At 55.0% G+C, this 13,587-nt stretch carries 14 protein-coding genes; 2 read left to right on the forward strand and 12 right to left on the reverse strand.

Features of this window, described 5'->3' with window-relative positions:
* Positions 1–84: 84 nt before the first annotated feature.
* The 4 genes from pspG to HV157_RS12720 all read right to left on the reverse strand — a co-directional run bounded on the left by pspG (position 85) and on the right by HV157_RS12720 (position 3,511).
* Positions 85–327 (reverse strand): envelope stress response protein PspG, encoded by a 243-nt coding sequence (pspG, locus tag HV157_RS12705; RefSeq protein ID WP_020882842.1) that lies wholly within the window; start codon positions 325–327, stop codon positions 85–87.
* 136 nt (positions 328–463) lie between these two features.
* Positions 464–1,459, reverse strand: coding sequence for a tRNA dihydrouridine(20/20a) synthase DusA (gene dusA, locus HV157_RS12710; RefSeq protein WP_182268119.1), 996 nt, complete (start codon positions 1,457–1,459; stop codon positions 464–466).
* Between the two features lie 82 nt (positions 1,460–1,541).
* Entirely contained in the window at positions 1,542–2,852 is a 1,311-nt protein-coding gene (gene traF, locus HV157_RS12715; RefSeq protein ID WP_014168208.1) for a conjugal transfer protein TraF, read from the reverse strand.
* A gap of 170 nt (positions 2,853–3,022) precedes the next feature.
* A complete protein-coding gene (locus tag HV157_RS12720) occupies positions 3,023–3,511 on the reverse strand; it encodes a cupin domain-containing protein (protein ID WP_014168207.1) in 489 nt (162 codons plus the stop codon).
* A gap of 115 nt (positions 3,512–3,626) precedes the next feature.
* On the opposite strand from HV157_RS12720, the gene zur reads away from it, so the two are divergent.
* Complete coding sequence (gene zur, locus HV157_RS12725) at positions 3,627–4,139, forward strand: zinc uptake transcriptional repressor Zur (protein WP_014168206.1); 513 nt, start codon at positions 3,627–3,629, stop codon at positions 4,137–4,139.
* A gap of 48 nt (positions 4,140–4,187) precedes the next feature.
* Here the strand turns inward: zur and HV157_RS12730 are convergent, their stop codons facing one another.
* The 4 genes from HV157_RS12730 to HV157_RS12745 form a co-directional block, all read right to left on the reverse strand.
* Complete coding sequence (locus HV157_RS12730; protein ID WP_014168205.1) at positions 4,188–4,397, reverse strand: CsbD family protein; 210 nt, start codon at positions 4,395–4,397, stop codon at positions 4,188–4,190.
* Between the two features lie 119 nt (positions 4,398–4,516).
* Complete coding sequence (gene dinF, locus HV157_RS12735) at positions 4,517–5,854, reverse strand: MATE family efflux transporter DinF (RefSeq protein WP_047954917.1); 1,338 nt, start codon at positions 5,852–5,854, stop codon at positions 4,517–4,519.
* Positions 5,855–5,917: 63 nt separating this feature from the next.
* Positions 5,918–6,526, reverse strand: a complete 609-nt coding sequence (lexA, locus tag HV157_RS12740; RefSeq protein ID WP_014168203.1) for a transcriptional repressor LexA — start codon at positions 6,524–6,526, stop codon at positions 5,918–5,920.
* A 108-nt stretch (positions 6,527–6,634) separates the two neighbouring features.
* On the reverse strand, positions 6,635–7,003 hold the full coding sequence (locus HV157_RS12745; protein ID WP_014168202.1) for a diacylglycerol kinase: 369 nt from the start codon (positions 7,001–7,003) through the stop codon (positions 6,635–6,637).
* A 154-nt stretch (positions 7,004–7,157) separates the two neighbouring features.
* On the opposite strand from HV157_RS12745, the gene plsB reads away from it, so the two are divergent.
* Positions 7,158–9,578 (forward strand): glycerol-3-phosphate 1-O-acyltransferase PlsB, encoded by a 2,421-nt coding sequence (gene plsB, locus HV157_RS12750; RefSeq protein ID WP_020882845.1) that lies wholly within the window; start codon positions 7,158–7,160, stop codon positions 9,576–9,578.
* Positions 9,579–9,643: 65 nt separating this feature from the next.
* Here plsB and ubiA read toward each other — a convergent pair whose 3' ends face one another.
* From ubiA to HV157_RS12770, 4 genes are all read right to left on the reverse strand, one after another.
* Positions 9,644–10,513, reverse strand: a complete 870-nt coding sequence (gene ubiA / locus HV157_RS12755) for a 4-hydroxybenzoate octaprenyltransferase (RefSeq protein WP_014168200.1) — start codon at positions 10,511–10,513, stop codon at positions 9,644–9,646.
* 12 nt (positions 10,514–10,525) lie between these two features.
* Positions 10,526–11,023: a chorismate lyase gene (gene ubiC, locus HV157_RS12760; RefSeq protein WP_014168199.1), complete on the reverse strand. Its 498-nt coding sequence runs from the start codon at positions 11,021–11,023 to the stop codon at positions 10,526–10,528.
* 180 nt (positions 11,024–11,203) lie between these two features.
* On the reverse strand, positions 11,204–12,157 hold the full coding sequence (gene malM / locus HV157_RS12765) for a maltose operon protein MalM (RefSeq protein WP_032681924.1): 954 nt from the start codon (positions 12,155–12,157) through the stop codon (positions 11,204–11,206).
* Between the two features lie 114 nt (positions 12,158–12,271).
* A complete protein-coding gene (locus tag HV157_RS12770) occupies positions 12,272–13,582 on the reverse strand; it encodes a maltoporin (protein ID WP_020882848.1) in 1,311 nt (436 codons plus the stop codon).
* Between the last annotated feature and the right edge of the window lie 5 nt (positions 13,583–13,587).

Below are 13,587 nucleotides of genomic sequence, written 5' to 3' on the forward strand. Positions count from 1 at the left end.
TGACAGATTCGATAAGTAAATCCTATTCTGTTCTAAGCAATGCTGCCGGAAAAGTTGCAGGTATGTGACGAACACCTCAATACCTTAGTAACGAAAACGGTTATTGCGCTGATAAGTGGGCAGTTTTGGTGATTTAATCGCCCGTATTACCCACACCACGGCAATGGCCAGCAGCAGCCACGGCAGGAGCTTCAGCGTCAGGGCAAATAATCCCCCGATAAACATGACCACCGTCGCCACGACGATAGCCGCCAGAATCCCGAGCAGGGAAATCCCCGTCATCATCAGCATGACAAAAAAGCCAATCACAAAAAGTAGTTCTAACATGGTGCTCTCCCACGCGTTCCCAAATGATACCGCGATCATTACAAGAATCATGCCAACCATAACCCGCTGTTCTTAAAGCAAAACGCCCCGCACGGGTGTGCGAGGCGTGGTGAATTTGACGATCTTTTAGCGAAAATTATCGCTTATCAGCGACCAGACGTAGCGCGTGTTCCAGCACCTCGATGTCTGCACCGGCTTTATGCGCGTTCTCGCTAAGGTAGCGACGCCACTGGCGTGCTCCCGGGATCCCCTGGAACAGGCCCAGCATATGACGGGTGATATGACCAAGATACGTCCCGTTACTCAGCTCACGCTCAATGTAGGGATACATGGCGCGTACCACGGCCACCGGGTCGGTATCTGCGCCTTCAACGCCAAAGATTTCCCTGTCGACCGTCGCCAGAATGCCTGGATTTTGATACGCCTCGCGCCCGACCATTACGCCATCCATATGCTCCAGGTGTGTTTTGGCCTCTTCCAGCGATTTAATGCCGCCGTTGATCGACATCGTGAGCTGCGGGAAGTCACGTTTTAGCTGGTACACGCGCGGGTAGTCCAGCGGCGGGATTTCACGGTTCTCTTTCGGGCTAAGTCCGGAGAGCCAGGCTTTACGCGCATGGATGATAAACATCTCGCACTCGCCTTTCCCGGAGACCGTATTGATAAAATCGCAGAGAAATTCGTAGCTGTCCTGGTCGTCAATGCCGATACGGGTCTTGACCGTCACCGGAATGGAAACCACATCGCGCATCGCCTTGATGCAGTCTGACACCAGGGATGCATTGCCCATCAGACACGCGCCGAACATGCCGTTCTGCACACGATCGGACGGACAGCCAACGTTAAGGTTAATCTCGTCATAGCCGCGCGCTTCTGCAAGCTTTGCACACTGCGCCAGCGCAGCGGGATCGCTACCGCCAAGCTGCAGCGCAACCGGATGCTCTTCTTCGCTGTAGGCCAGATAGTCGCCCTTTCCGTGAATAATTGCTCCGGTGGTCACCATTTCGGTGTACAGCAACGTATGGCGGGAGAGCTGACGCAGGAAGTAGCGACAGTGTCTGTCCGTCCAGTCGAGCATCGGCGCAATGGAGAAACGGTGTGCAGGGAAAGCAGTCTGTAATTCTGACGACATGGCGAAGTTTTAAGCATCTGGTGAAAAGGGGGCGCTACTATAGCACAAAGAAAAGCCGGAGGCGCAGCGCCTCCGGTGCACTTTAGAAGGTCATGCTCAACTGGGCGCCTGCGCCCCAGGTCTCGTCTTCACCATACAGGCCCATCAGGTCGACATGGACCGTGTTAAACGGTGCAAAACCGACACCGCCTGTGAAGACATTGCTGTCATTACCTTTCATATCAGCACGGAAACCCGCACGCACCGCCAGCCAGTTCAGCGGCGTCACTTCGGCGCCTACGCCAACATACTGAGAAGTGTCTTCGCTTTTGAAGCCTTTGGTTTCCGTCAGATCGCCATCGGCGGTTAACGTCACCAGATCGTTATGCCAGGCGGCACCCGCGGTAACCAGAGGGCGGATCTGGTAGGTGTCTTTATAGCTCACCACCTCCCCCGTGCGCCCGTTGCGGATGCGAATGTCTTTGGTGTCGATATCGCGTGACATCAGGTTTTGTCCGCTCACGCCGACCGTCCAGTGCTCACCAAAATCGGCCGCGATACCGGCATCAACGTTAAAGCCGGTGTCGTCAGTACGGTAGCGGCTGTCGTTCCACTTGTTGCTGTCATAATCGTAAATGGAGGTGGTGTAGTTATAGACCCAGGTCTTTTGCAGTTTTGGAGTCACGCCAACAGACACCGGAACACCGCCAAGCTCGAACTGACGCGCCACCGCGATACCATAGTCGGAGACAATTGCCGCCCGGCCAGACGCCGTTGAGTTGAGGTTTTTCGTGATTTGATCGGTGCCGTTCAGCGCAGCGTCCAGTGCAACGCCGGCAGCCACCGCATCGCTGCGTTGAATACCGCGCAGGTAATCAATATCTTGCTGATCAATAGAAGAACTGACGCGTCCGTGGGCATAGCCTTTAGCCATAAAGGCCACGGAAAGGACATCGTTAGGAATACTGACGGCTATCCCCGCACCCGCCGTGGCGCGTGCCGTTTTGCCCTTGAGATAATCCAGCTCATCGGCCAGATCTTTCGCCGCGCCCTGGAACTGGTTGATGGAACCTAACGGGTTGGTAATGATCTCAATCGGTGTAAGGTTATCAACCACGTCTTTGTAATGGTTGATTTTATCGTTGATGGTATCAATCTCATCCTGAAGATTGTCTTCATCGGTCACCTGCACGCCAGCGGACGGTAAAATGACCGTCACATCGTCGTCCGGTTTCGCCTTCGCCAGTAGCGCAGGGTTGATTAACGCCCCGCTGCCATAGTTTCCGGCCGCGACACCCGTGCCCCCCATGGCGTCGCTACGTGATTCTGTCCAGGTATTGGCTGCTCCCGCCTGATTTGCCATAAACAAGGAGACAGCGATGCTAACCACCGAAAATTTAAAATGTTTTTTCACAGTATGCTCGTCTTATAGTCTGTTATTAAATAACCCCTGTCTGTTATCTCCCAAACAGGAACGAACTATTGCTGTGAATAAGTGCAAAAAGACCCGCTATTTCCTTAAGTTAAATTCTCGCCAGGCCTGTTGTTATTTGTGACGGCCCTCAATATTTATAGAAGAGGAAATTATTTTTTCCCAGGTTTTCCATCGTGCGGTCCAAAAAACTGAGGAGGGTGGTCTACCCAGCGATCGTCGCGCGTGGCGGCGTACTCCGGATTAAGCGGGTAATAGATACGGTTATGCTTCTTGTTGGCCTCACCCACCACCAGGAGCCGTACCTCTTCGTCGGTGTTGTTGATGAAGGTATGACAGACCCCGGTTCCGGCGGGAAAGCCCACGCTGTCGCCAGGTTCAAGTTTCCATAGATATCCGTTAATCCAGGCTTCAGGGTAACCTTCAAGCACGTAGATAAACTCTTCTTCGTCGCTTTCAGCATGAGGATAAGAGGTCCGTCGGCCTGGCGGTAAGCGCTCATGGTGTATACCAATGCGTCCAAGGCCGAGCTTACGCGCCAGCGGTGCGCCAATGGCAAAACGTTCACTACTGTCGGGATAGGTTGAGTCATCTGCGCCTTCTACGTCGCGCCAGTGTCGAATACAGTCAGGTCTTTTCATCGTTTATTCCCCGGATTGCGTTGCGTCAGGTATAGCACAGCCTGGCGGATCTCGGTGTTTTTAGCAGAACATGATAAAGTGGGGGTTTTCCAGCCTATAACATCCGGGGTGCTAAATGGATAAGTCCACAAAAGAGCTGTTAGCGCAGGCAGAAAAGCTGTGCGTGCAACGCAATGTGCGCCTGACTCCGCAGCGCCTTGAAGTATTACGTTTGATGAGCCTGCAGCAGGGCGCGATCAGCGCGTACGATCTGCTTGATCTGCTGCGCGAAAGCGAGCCACAGGCTAAACCGCCAACGGTGTACCGCGCGCTGGATTTCCTGCTGGAACAGGGCTTTGTGCATAAAGTTGAATCGACAAACAGCTATGTGCTGTGCCATCTGTTCGATCAGCCAACCCATACGTCGGCCATGTTTATCTGCGATCGCTGCGGCAGCGTGAAGGAAGAAGGTGCGGAAGGCGTTGAAGATATTATGCATACGCTGGCAGCCAAAATGGGCTTTGCGTTGCGTCATAACGTGATTGAAGCGCACGGCCTGTGCTCAGCCTGCGTAGAGGTAGAAGCCTGTCGTCACCAGGATGAGTGCCAGCACGACCATTCGGTACTGGTGAAGAAAAAGCCGCGTTAACGGCAAAAGAAAAGGCGGCCCGAAGCCGCCCTCAGGGGGAGTAAAGGATTACCAGCGATAATCGTTACGGGTTTCCCAGTCTTTCACTTCGTTTTCAGCACGATCTTTCTCGTAGCCGTAACGTTCCTGAATTTTACCCACCAGCTGATCGCGTTTACCTTCGATGATGGTCATATCATCATCCGTCAGCTTACCCCACTGTTCTTTCGCTTTACCTTTGAACTGCTTCCAGTTGCCGCCGATTTCGTCTTTATTCATAATCGTGTCCTCGTGTTAAGCGTCGGTAGGTTTCGTCCGCTTCGTTCTTTTCTGCTGGACGTGATTATTATTGTAGTTAAGGATCCGGCAGTTGTTTTTATATTCGGAATCTTTAACCGTCACGATATATCGTGGCGGGAAGGCAGCCAGGTGTTATTTCGCCAGTGACGACGCCAGATAAAGGCCAGCGACAGACCACGTAACGCGAGGAAAACCGCCAGAGCCAGCCACAAACCGTGGTTGCCCAGATACGGCAGCGTCAGCAACGTCAGACCAAATCCCGCCGCAGCGACCGCCATGCTATTGCGCATCTCCGCACCTCGCGTCGCGCCAATAAACATGCCGTCCAGCAGATAACACCACACGCCCACCACCGGTAAGATTGCCTGCCAGAAGAGATAGTGACTCGCCAGTTCGCGCAGCGATGGGAGGGAGGTGAGTAAGGCAACGATCTGTTCACCCAGACAGGCGTAAATGAGTGCAAACGCCAGCGCCACCAGGCCTGACTGACGACAGGCGGCCCGCCACACCTCGCGGAGCTGGCCGCTTTCGCGTGCACCATACGCTTGCCCGGAATGGGCTTCAACGGCATAGGCAAAGCCATCCAGCGCATACGCGGTAAAGGTGAGCAGCGTCATCAGGACCGCATTAACCGCGACGATCTCCGGCCCAAGTCGCGCCCCAAAGACCGTCAGCGCGCCAAAGCAGAGCTGAAGCAGCAACGAGCGCAGCATAATGTCGCGGTTAAGCGCCAGCAGCGTGCGGAAATTACCGCGCCATGCGGTTTTGAGCATCGCAAGCGAGATACCGCGCAGGGCCAGCACGCGCCAGACCATCCACAGGCCGATGAAAAAGGTACCGTATTCTGCAATTGCCGTCGCCAGCGCGGCGCCCTGCACGTTCATATGCAGACCCATCACCAGCCAGACATCAAGCACGATGTTGAGAAGATTGCCTGCCACCAGCAGAATGACTGGCGCACGGGCATACTGCACGCCGAGTAACCAGCCAAGCAGGACCAGGTTCGCCAGTGATGCAGGCGCGCTGAGCCAGCGAATTTCAAGGAAGCGTCGCGCCTGCTCAAGTACCGCCTCGCTCCCGCCAACGACATGCAGCGCCAGATCAATCAGTGGCGTGCGCAACACCACGATCAGCGCACCCGCGCCCAGGGCAAGGATCAAGGGTTGAACCAGCGCACGCGCCAGACGCAACGGATCTTTTGCGCCATACGCCTGAGCCGTAAGCCCGGTGGTACTCATGCGCAAAAAGAGCAGCAGCATAAAAAGGAAGCTGGTTGCCGTCGCGCCGATCGCGACGCCGCCCAGATAAACGGGGGAATCCAGATGACCAATAACAGCCGTGTCTACCAGTCCCAGCAGAGGGACGGTGATATTGGAAAAAATCATTGGCAGTGCAAGACGCCACAATGCCTTATCTGATGTCGTCAGCAGTGACATGAAAAATACCGGCAGTGGAGATTGAATCAGGCTACGGCAGGTCCGTAGCCTGTTATGACATGATTACAGCCATTCACCGTTGCGGATAACCCCAACAGCCAGCCCTTCAATAGAGAAGTTATGTTCGCGGAGATCCACAACAATCGGGGAGAACTCGTTGTTTTCAGGCAGTAACTGGACGGTGTTACCCTGCTTTTTCAGACGCTTAACGGTAACTTCATCGTCAATACGCGCGACCACAACTTGCCCGTTGCGCACGTCCTGGGTTTTATGAACTGCGAGCAGATCGCCGTCCAGAATACCGATATCTTTCATCGACATGCCGCTGACGCGCAGCAGGAAATCTGCGCTCGGTTTAAACATGCCCGGGTCAACCTGGTAGTGACCTTCAATATGCTGTTGTGCCAGCAAAGGTTCCCCTGCCGCGACACGGCCCACCAGCGGAATGCCTGTCTCTTCTTCCACCAGCAGACGGATGCCACGTGAAGCGCCCGATACAATCTCAATGACGCCTTTACGCGCCAGCGCTTTCAGGTGTTCTTCGGCAGCATTCGGAGAACGGAAACCCAGACGCTGAGCGATCTCCGCACGCGTGGGTGGCATACCCGTCTGGCCGATATGATCCCGGATGAGATCAAACACCTCTTGCTGCCTGGTCGTTAACGCTTTCATTCCGCCCCCTGGGTGTATATACAGTTATGCTGTGAGTATATACAGTCAAAGGCGATTTTGGAACCAAAAACTGCACAAAAAACCAGGGACTTAATTATTTCTCGAGGCTTATCGGAAATGTGACCAAAGCAGCGTGACCCAGGTGATGACCGCAGTGATAATCGCCAGCAATACGGCAGCAGACCCCATGTCTTTCGCCCGGCCGGAGAGCTCATGGAAATCAGAGCCGATACGGTCCACCACGGCCTCAATAGCGCTATTGAGAATTTCCACTATCATCACCAACAGCACGGAGCCGATCAACAAAACGCGGGTAATCGCATCAACATCAAGGAAACAGGCGATAATCACCGCGATGATAGCGGCGACGCCCTCCTGGCGAAACGCGGCTTCATTGACCCACGCGGCACGGAAACCTTTCCATGAATAGCCGGCGGCTTTGATGATTCGGGTTAACCCAGTGGTATTATTGGCCATTAAAAGAACCTTTTAATTAAAATAGCGTCAGTAACAGTAGGCGCAACGTGTTTCGCTGCTGCCTGAAGTATGACGGGTAACAACAGAAATTTTGCGCGCTTTCTGTTATCCTTGCGCCGCAATTGCATTATTAACCAGAGGCTTTACATCGTTTATGTCCGGCTGGCCACGAATTTACTACAAATTACTTAATTTACCATTAAGCGTCCTGGTAAAAAGCAAGTCTATCCCAGCGGAACCCGCGCTGGAATTGGGGCTCGATACGTCACGCCCAATTATGTACGTTTTGCCTTATAACTCGAAGGCAGACCTACTGACGCTTCGCGCCCAGTGTCTGGCGCATGATTTACCTGACCCGCTTGAACCCCTCGAAGTCGACGGCACTCTGCTGCCGCGCTATGTGTTCATTCACGGCGGGCCGCGCGTGTTTACCTATTACACGCCAAAGGAAGAGTCCATCAAGCTTTTCCACGACTATCTCGACCTGCACCGCAGCAATCCGGGTCTGGATGTGCAGATGGTGCCGGTATCGGTGATGTTTGGTCGCCGCCCGGGCAGAGAGAAAGGTGAAGAGAACCCACCGCTGCGCATGCTTAACGGCATTCAGAAATTCTTCGCGGTCTCCTGGCTGGGACGTGACAGCTTCGTGCGTTTCTCCCCGTCCGTTTCGCTGCGCCGTATGGCGGACGAGCACGGCACCGACAAGATTATCGCGCAGAAACTGGCGCGCGTGGCGCGTATGCACTTCGCCCGTCAGCGTCTGGCTGCCGTCGGTCCACGTCTTCCTGCACGTCAGGACCTGTTCAACAAGCTGCTGGCCTCCAAAGCGATTGCCAGGGCCGTTGAAGACGAAGCGCGCAGCAAAAAGATTTCCCATGAGAAAGCACAGCAGAACGCTATTGCACTGATGGAAGAGATTGCCGCGAACTTCTCTTACGAGATGATTCGTCTTTCCGATCGTATCCTGGGCTTTACGTGGAACCGCCTCTATCAGGGCATCAACGTTCATAACGCCGAGCGCGTACGCCAGCTGGCCCATGATGGCCATGAGATTGTCTATGTCCCCTGCCACCGCAGCCACATGGACTATCTGCTCCTCTCCTATGTGCTCTATCACCAGGGTCTGGTACCGCCGCACATCGCTGCCGGCATTAACCTGAACTTCTGGCCAGCCGGCCCGATTTTCCGCCGCCTGGGGGCGTTCTTTATCCGTCGTACCTTTAAGGGCAACAAGCTCTACTCCACCGTATTCCGTGAATATCTTGGCGAGCTGTTCAGCCGCGGTTATTCCGTTGAATACTTCGTGGAAGGGGGTCGCTCCCGTACCGGTCGTCTGCTCGATCCTAAAACCGGCACGCTGTCGATGACCATTCAGGCGATGCTGCGCGGGGGAACTCGCCCGATCACCCTCGTCCCCATCTACATTGGCTACGAACACGTGATGGAAGTGGGCACCTACGCCAAAGAGCTGCGCGGTGCGACCAAAGAGAAAGAGAGCCTGCCGCAGATGCTGCGCGGCCTGAGCAAGTTACGCAACCTTGGCCAGGGCTACGTCAACTTTGGCGAGCCGATGCCGCTGATGACCTACCTGAACAACCATGTTCCGGAGTGGCGCGAGTCTATCGATCCTATCGAAGCGATTCGCCCGGCCTGGCTGACGCCTACGGTCAACAGCATCGCCTCTGAACTGATGGTGCGTATTAACAACGCCGGTGCGGCAAACGCCATGAACCTGTGCTGTACGGCGCTTCTGGCCTCTCGTCAGCGTTCACTGACCCGTGAACAGCTTACGGAGCAGTTGGATTGCTATCTCGACATGATGCGCAACGTGCCGTACTCGGTAGATTCGACCGTACCGGTAAGCACGGCAAGCGAGCTTATCGAGCATGCCCTGCAGATGAACAAGTTTGAAGTCGAAAAGGACACCATCGGCGACATCATCATTCTCCCGCGCGAGCAGGCGGTGCTGATGACTTACTATCGCAACAACATCGCGCATATGCTGATGCTGCCCTCGCTCATGGCGGCCATCATCACCCAGCATCGTCGCATCTCGCGTCAGGAGCTGTTGCGTCATGTTGAAACGCTCTATCCAATGCTGAAAGCGGAGCTGTTCCTGCGCTGGGACAAGGACGAACTGGCGACTGAGCTGGATAAACTGACCGAAGAGCTGCGTCGTCAGGGGCTGATTACCGTCACGAACGACGAGCTGCATATCAATCCGTCACGGTCCCGTACCCTGCAACTGCTGGCGGCGGGCGCGCGTGAAACGCTGCAGCGCTACGCCATCACCTTCTGGTTGCTGAGCGCGAATCCGTCCATTAACCGCGGTACGCTCGAGAAAGAGAGCCGGACGCTGGCACAGCGCCTGTCTGTTCTGCACGGGATTAACGCCCCGGAATTCTTCGACAAAGCGGTCTTCAGCTCTCTGGTGCTGACGCTGCGTGATGAAGGATTTATCAGTGATACGGGCGATGCCGAGCCGGAAGAGACGCTGAAGGTGTACCAGATGCTGGCCGAACTGATCACGTCTGATGTGCGTTTAACGATTGAAAGTGCGACGCAAGGCGAGTGAAGCGTGCAGCGGTCTGATGACCTGCGATGAAAACAAAAACGGCAGCCTTCTGGCTGCCGTTTTTTTTACGAAAAGTAGCTCATCGCCAGCCCTAAAAACAGCACCAGACCGACATAGTTGTTATTCATAAACGCCTTGAAGCAGGCTTCACGCTCCCGTTTCGCAATCAGCTTCTGCTGGTAGACAAACAGCATTCCCGCCACCAGCACGGCCCAGTAAAACGCCCAGTTGAGCCCGTTCAGGTAACCTATCGTCACCATTAACGCCAGCACCGCAACCTGCAGGATACCGATGATCAGCTTGTCATGACGTCCGAAGAGGATCGCCGTCGATTTAATGCCAATCTTCAGGTCATCGTCGCGGTCTACCATCGCGTATTGCGTGTCGTATGCCACGGCCCAGAGAATGTTCGCCAGGAACATCAGCCAGCAGCTTAACGGGACGGACTCACTCACCGCCGCAAACGCCATCGGGATCGACCAGCCAAACGCCGCGCCCAGCACCACCTGAGGCAGGTGGGTGTAGCGCTTCATGAACGGATAAACCCAGGCCAGAGCCAGGGCCGCAACTGAAAGCAGAATGGTCATGGTGTTCAGGGTTAACACCAGCAGGAAAGAGAGCAGCACCAGTACGATAAACAGCGTACGGGCCTCTTTTTCGGTCACTTGCCCGCTGGGCAACGGACGATGGGCCGTACGTTTTACGTGCCCGTCGAATTTACGATCCGCATAGTCATTGACCACGCAGCCCGCCGCACGCATCAGCCAGACGCCTGCAATGAACACCCCCAGGATCCACAGCGGCGGTACCCCTGGTGTTGCTACCCATAGCGCCCAAAGGGTCGGCCACAGCAGCAGCAGCGCGCCGATGGGTTTATCTGTACGCATCAAGCGGTGATAAGCCAACAGCTTATTCTGCGTCAGGCTCCACTCCATTTTTTCTTCCTCTTAGTACAACGGCGATGCCGGTAAAAAAAGCTCCGTCAGTATTAACGGCTTACCGCTCAGGCGAAGGCGGGAACGACGCCCCCACAGTTCGGCATCGCGACCAATCTCAATAAAATCCCGGGTAAGCTCGGACGACGTGAAAAGATAGCGCCCCAGCGGCGTATTCCCCAGCCGTTGTAGCGCCAGCTCTGGCCCGGAAAGGGTGGACTCGGGAACAACCGTTCGTCCGGCAAGCCATGGCTCACCGTCTGCACAGAGTAATATTTCGCGCAGCCAGTAGCGTTCTTCCTGCGGCAACAGGGGCAGCTCAGAGGCGATCTCAGCGCAAGAGACAAACCCTTCCTGAACCAGGGTCACCGTAACGGTTTTGCCCTGCTGCTCGAAACGTTTAGTCATGGAATCTTCCAGCAGCAGCCAGTCCAGTTGCTCCGGGTCAAGCGCAGGTATTTGGTCGAAATAGCGCAGCGCACGCAGTTGCGTTAGCGCGGGGTGTGACATGCCAGACTCTCCGATACATAACGTAATGGCATTGTATCGCAGAAAAGCGGATTGAGGGGGGCCAAACGTTATTTAACGATCACGATCGCAACAAGAGCGCAACAGCCCGTGTGACACCAAAAAAAGTGCGCCCACTCAGGCGCACTAAACTACTAACAAATCAGCACTGTGGGGAAACGGTTACCCCTTGCCTTTTACACTGCTGATAAAGGTGGAACGGGCAGTGGTTGAACCTAAACGTTCGGCTTCATCAAGCAGTTTCAGCGCTTTGTCGACATCGCCGCGCTTCACCGCCTGCTTAATGGCGTTATTGAAGTATTCTTCGGTGTCGTTCAGTACCGGCTCGGCTTTCTTCGCCGGAGCCGGGGCTGCGGTTGCAGCCGGAGCCGCCGCCGTAGCAACGGGTGCGGCATACACAGGCGCAGCAGTGTTCCCCACCGTGACCGGGCCTGTACCGGATGAACCAAACAGAGGGCCAACCAGTACGCTGGAAGCACTGTTTGTTGAGACTTTCAGCTTCAGCAACCCGTCGGTGACATGACGCGCTAACGGATCCGGGATATCCGGAACAGAGTTACCGGTTCCTTTGGCATAGGCTTTTGCCGGGTCGGTGAGCTTAGTGGTCTGCTGCAAATCTTTATCCGTGGTGAAGACCAGGACATAAATCTTCTGCTGTCCCAGAGCAGGCGTCAGGCGCATTTTGCCTTCGAGGCGGTCAGCGCTCATGACGCCAGGCTCCTGGTAGCCAAAATAGTCGCTCGGGAAGAAGGCAGATGGCGTCAGGTTTTGGTCCAGAATCAGGACGTTAGGCGCAAATACGCTGGTCTGCTTGCTTACTTCGCTGGTCAGCGTCAGGGTCAGCTCACCAATATTGGCCGGGACGCTGAAAGCGGCAACCGGACCGGCAATCCCCGGCACGTTAAGCTGTTGGCCTGCCGCAGAAAGTTGGGTTGACTGGGTTTTGGATTGGTCAACCGGCGTCCAGGTCAGTTGCTGGAGCGCCGCCGCCGGGATGGCAGGCGCAGCGCTGGTATTTTGTGGCACGAAATTGACATCTGCGAAGGTGATCGCCGGAACACAGGCCAGCAGCCCCGCAGAGAGGCACAGCGCGACGAGACTTTTCTTCATTTTCATTGTTATTACCTCTGATAGCGTGAGCACTGCGGTGGCCAGGCAATAGCGCGCAGCACCCTAAGGATAGAGGGGCTTACGCCCCTCTTTTTAGGTCATTACGTCAGGTCTACCGAATTACCACCAGATTTCCATCTGGGCACCGAAGGTCCACTCGTCGGAGTCGCCACGGCTGAAGGTTTTCGCGGAAGTGTCGCTATACGCTACGCCAGAGGTGTAACCTGCGCCTGAGTCGTTGTTCGCATAGCCCCATTTCTCATCCCACTTCGCGTAGGTTGCGAAGACACGGATAGCCGGGCGAGACCAGATGCTGTCGCCTGCCTGCCATTGCTGTGCCAGGGTGATTTTGTATTGGCTGTTTTTCTCGTCAGTTTTCTGAGACTTAACGTTGTCGTAGCCCACTTCAAGCAGGGTGCTCATGATTGGCGTCCATTTGAACATTGGACGCACGCCGACAGTCCACCACTCTGTACCATTGTTGTTGTCACGATCGATATTCTGGTACATACCGACGTACATCAGGTCCCAACGGTCTGCCAGGGTGATTGCACCGTGGTCCAGCACACGCCACATGGAACCGTCGTTATCAATGCTACCGCCCTGCGGAATACCTTTGCCGTTAGAGGTCATGGAGTCCGTACCGTACTGCAGCACGAACTTGTTGAAGCCTTTCAACATGCTCTGGGTGTGCTCAGCGGTGAACAGCCAGCCATCTTTAGAGGCGCCAGGCTGCAGATAGTAGTCGTCAGGAATGTTGGTGTGACCATAGTCAACACCCAGTTCCAGTGTACCACCCGGGTTGGTTTCCAGGCCGGCCAGACGGACGTCGAAGACATCGTTTGGTACTACGTTGTCATAAATACGGTCGCCGTTCGCATCACGATCGGCGAAGGTTGCAGAACCGCCGGACTCAGAAGAACGGGTCGCGGCCAGAGACAGTTTACCGAAGCCCAGATCGATGTTTTCGATACCCGCACCAGGACCAGAGATATCCCAGTAGTAGAAGTCGATCATGTGGACGTCATGACGCTGATAGAAACGCTTACCGGCCCAGATGGTGGAGCCTGGCAGCCATTCAATCAGGTTTTTACCCTGCACGTTTGCTTCACGGAAGGCTGGGCTGGTGGATTCCCAGTCATTCTGCTGAGAAACGGAATACGCAACGTTAGTGTCGAAATAGAAGCTCTTATCGCCCTCTTTCCACACTTCCTGACCCAGTTTCAATTCGGCGTAGGTTTCACATTCGTTACCGAGACGGTATTTACTTTGTGCACCGGTTGCCTGGAAACATTGTTGTTCACCGCCACTCCCGGTCCAGCCAATGCCAGAACGAGCATAACCTTTAAAGTCCACGGCACCCGCGTGTGCAGACAAAATGCCTGCCGTCACGGCGATTGCCAGAGGAAGCTTGCGCAGAGTAATCATCATTCTAT

Origin of the sequence: Enterobacter sp. RHBSTW-00318 (assembly GCF_014101375.1) — a bacterium.
GTDB classification, from domain to species: domain Bacteria; phylum Pseudomonadota; class Gammaproteobacteria; order Enterobacterales; family Enterobacteriaceae; genus Enterobacter; species Enterobacter ludwigii.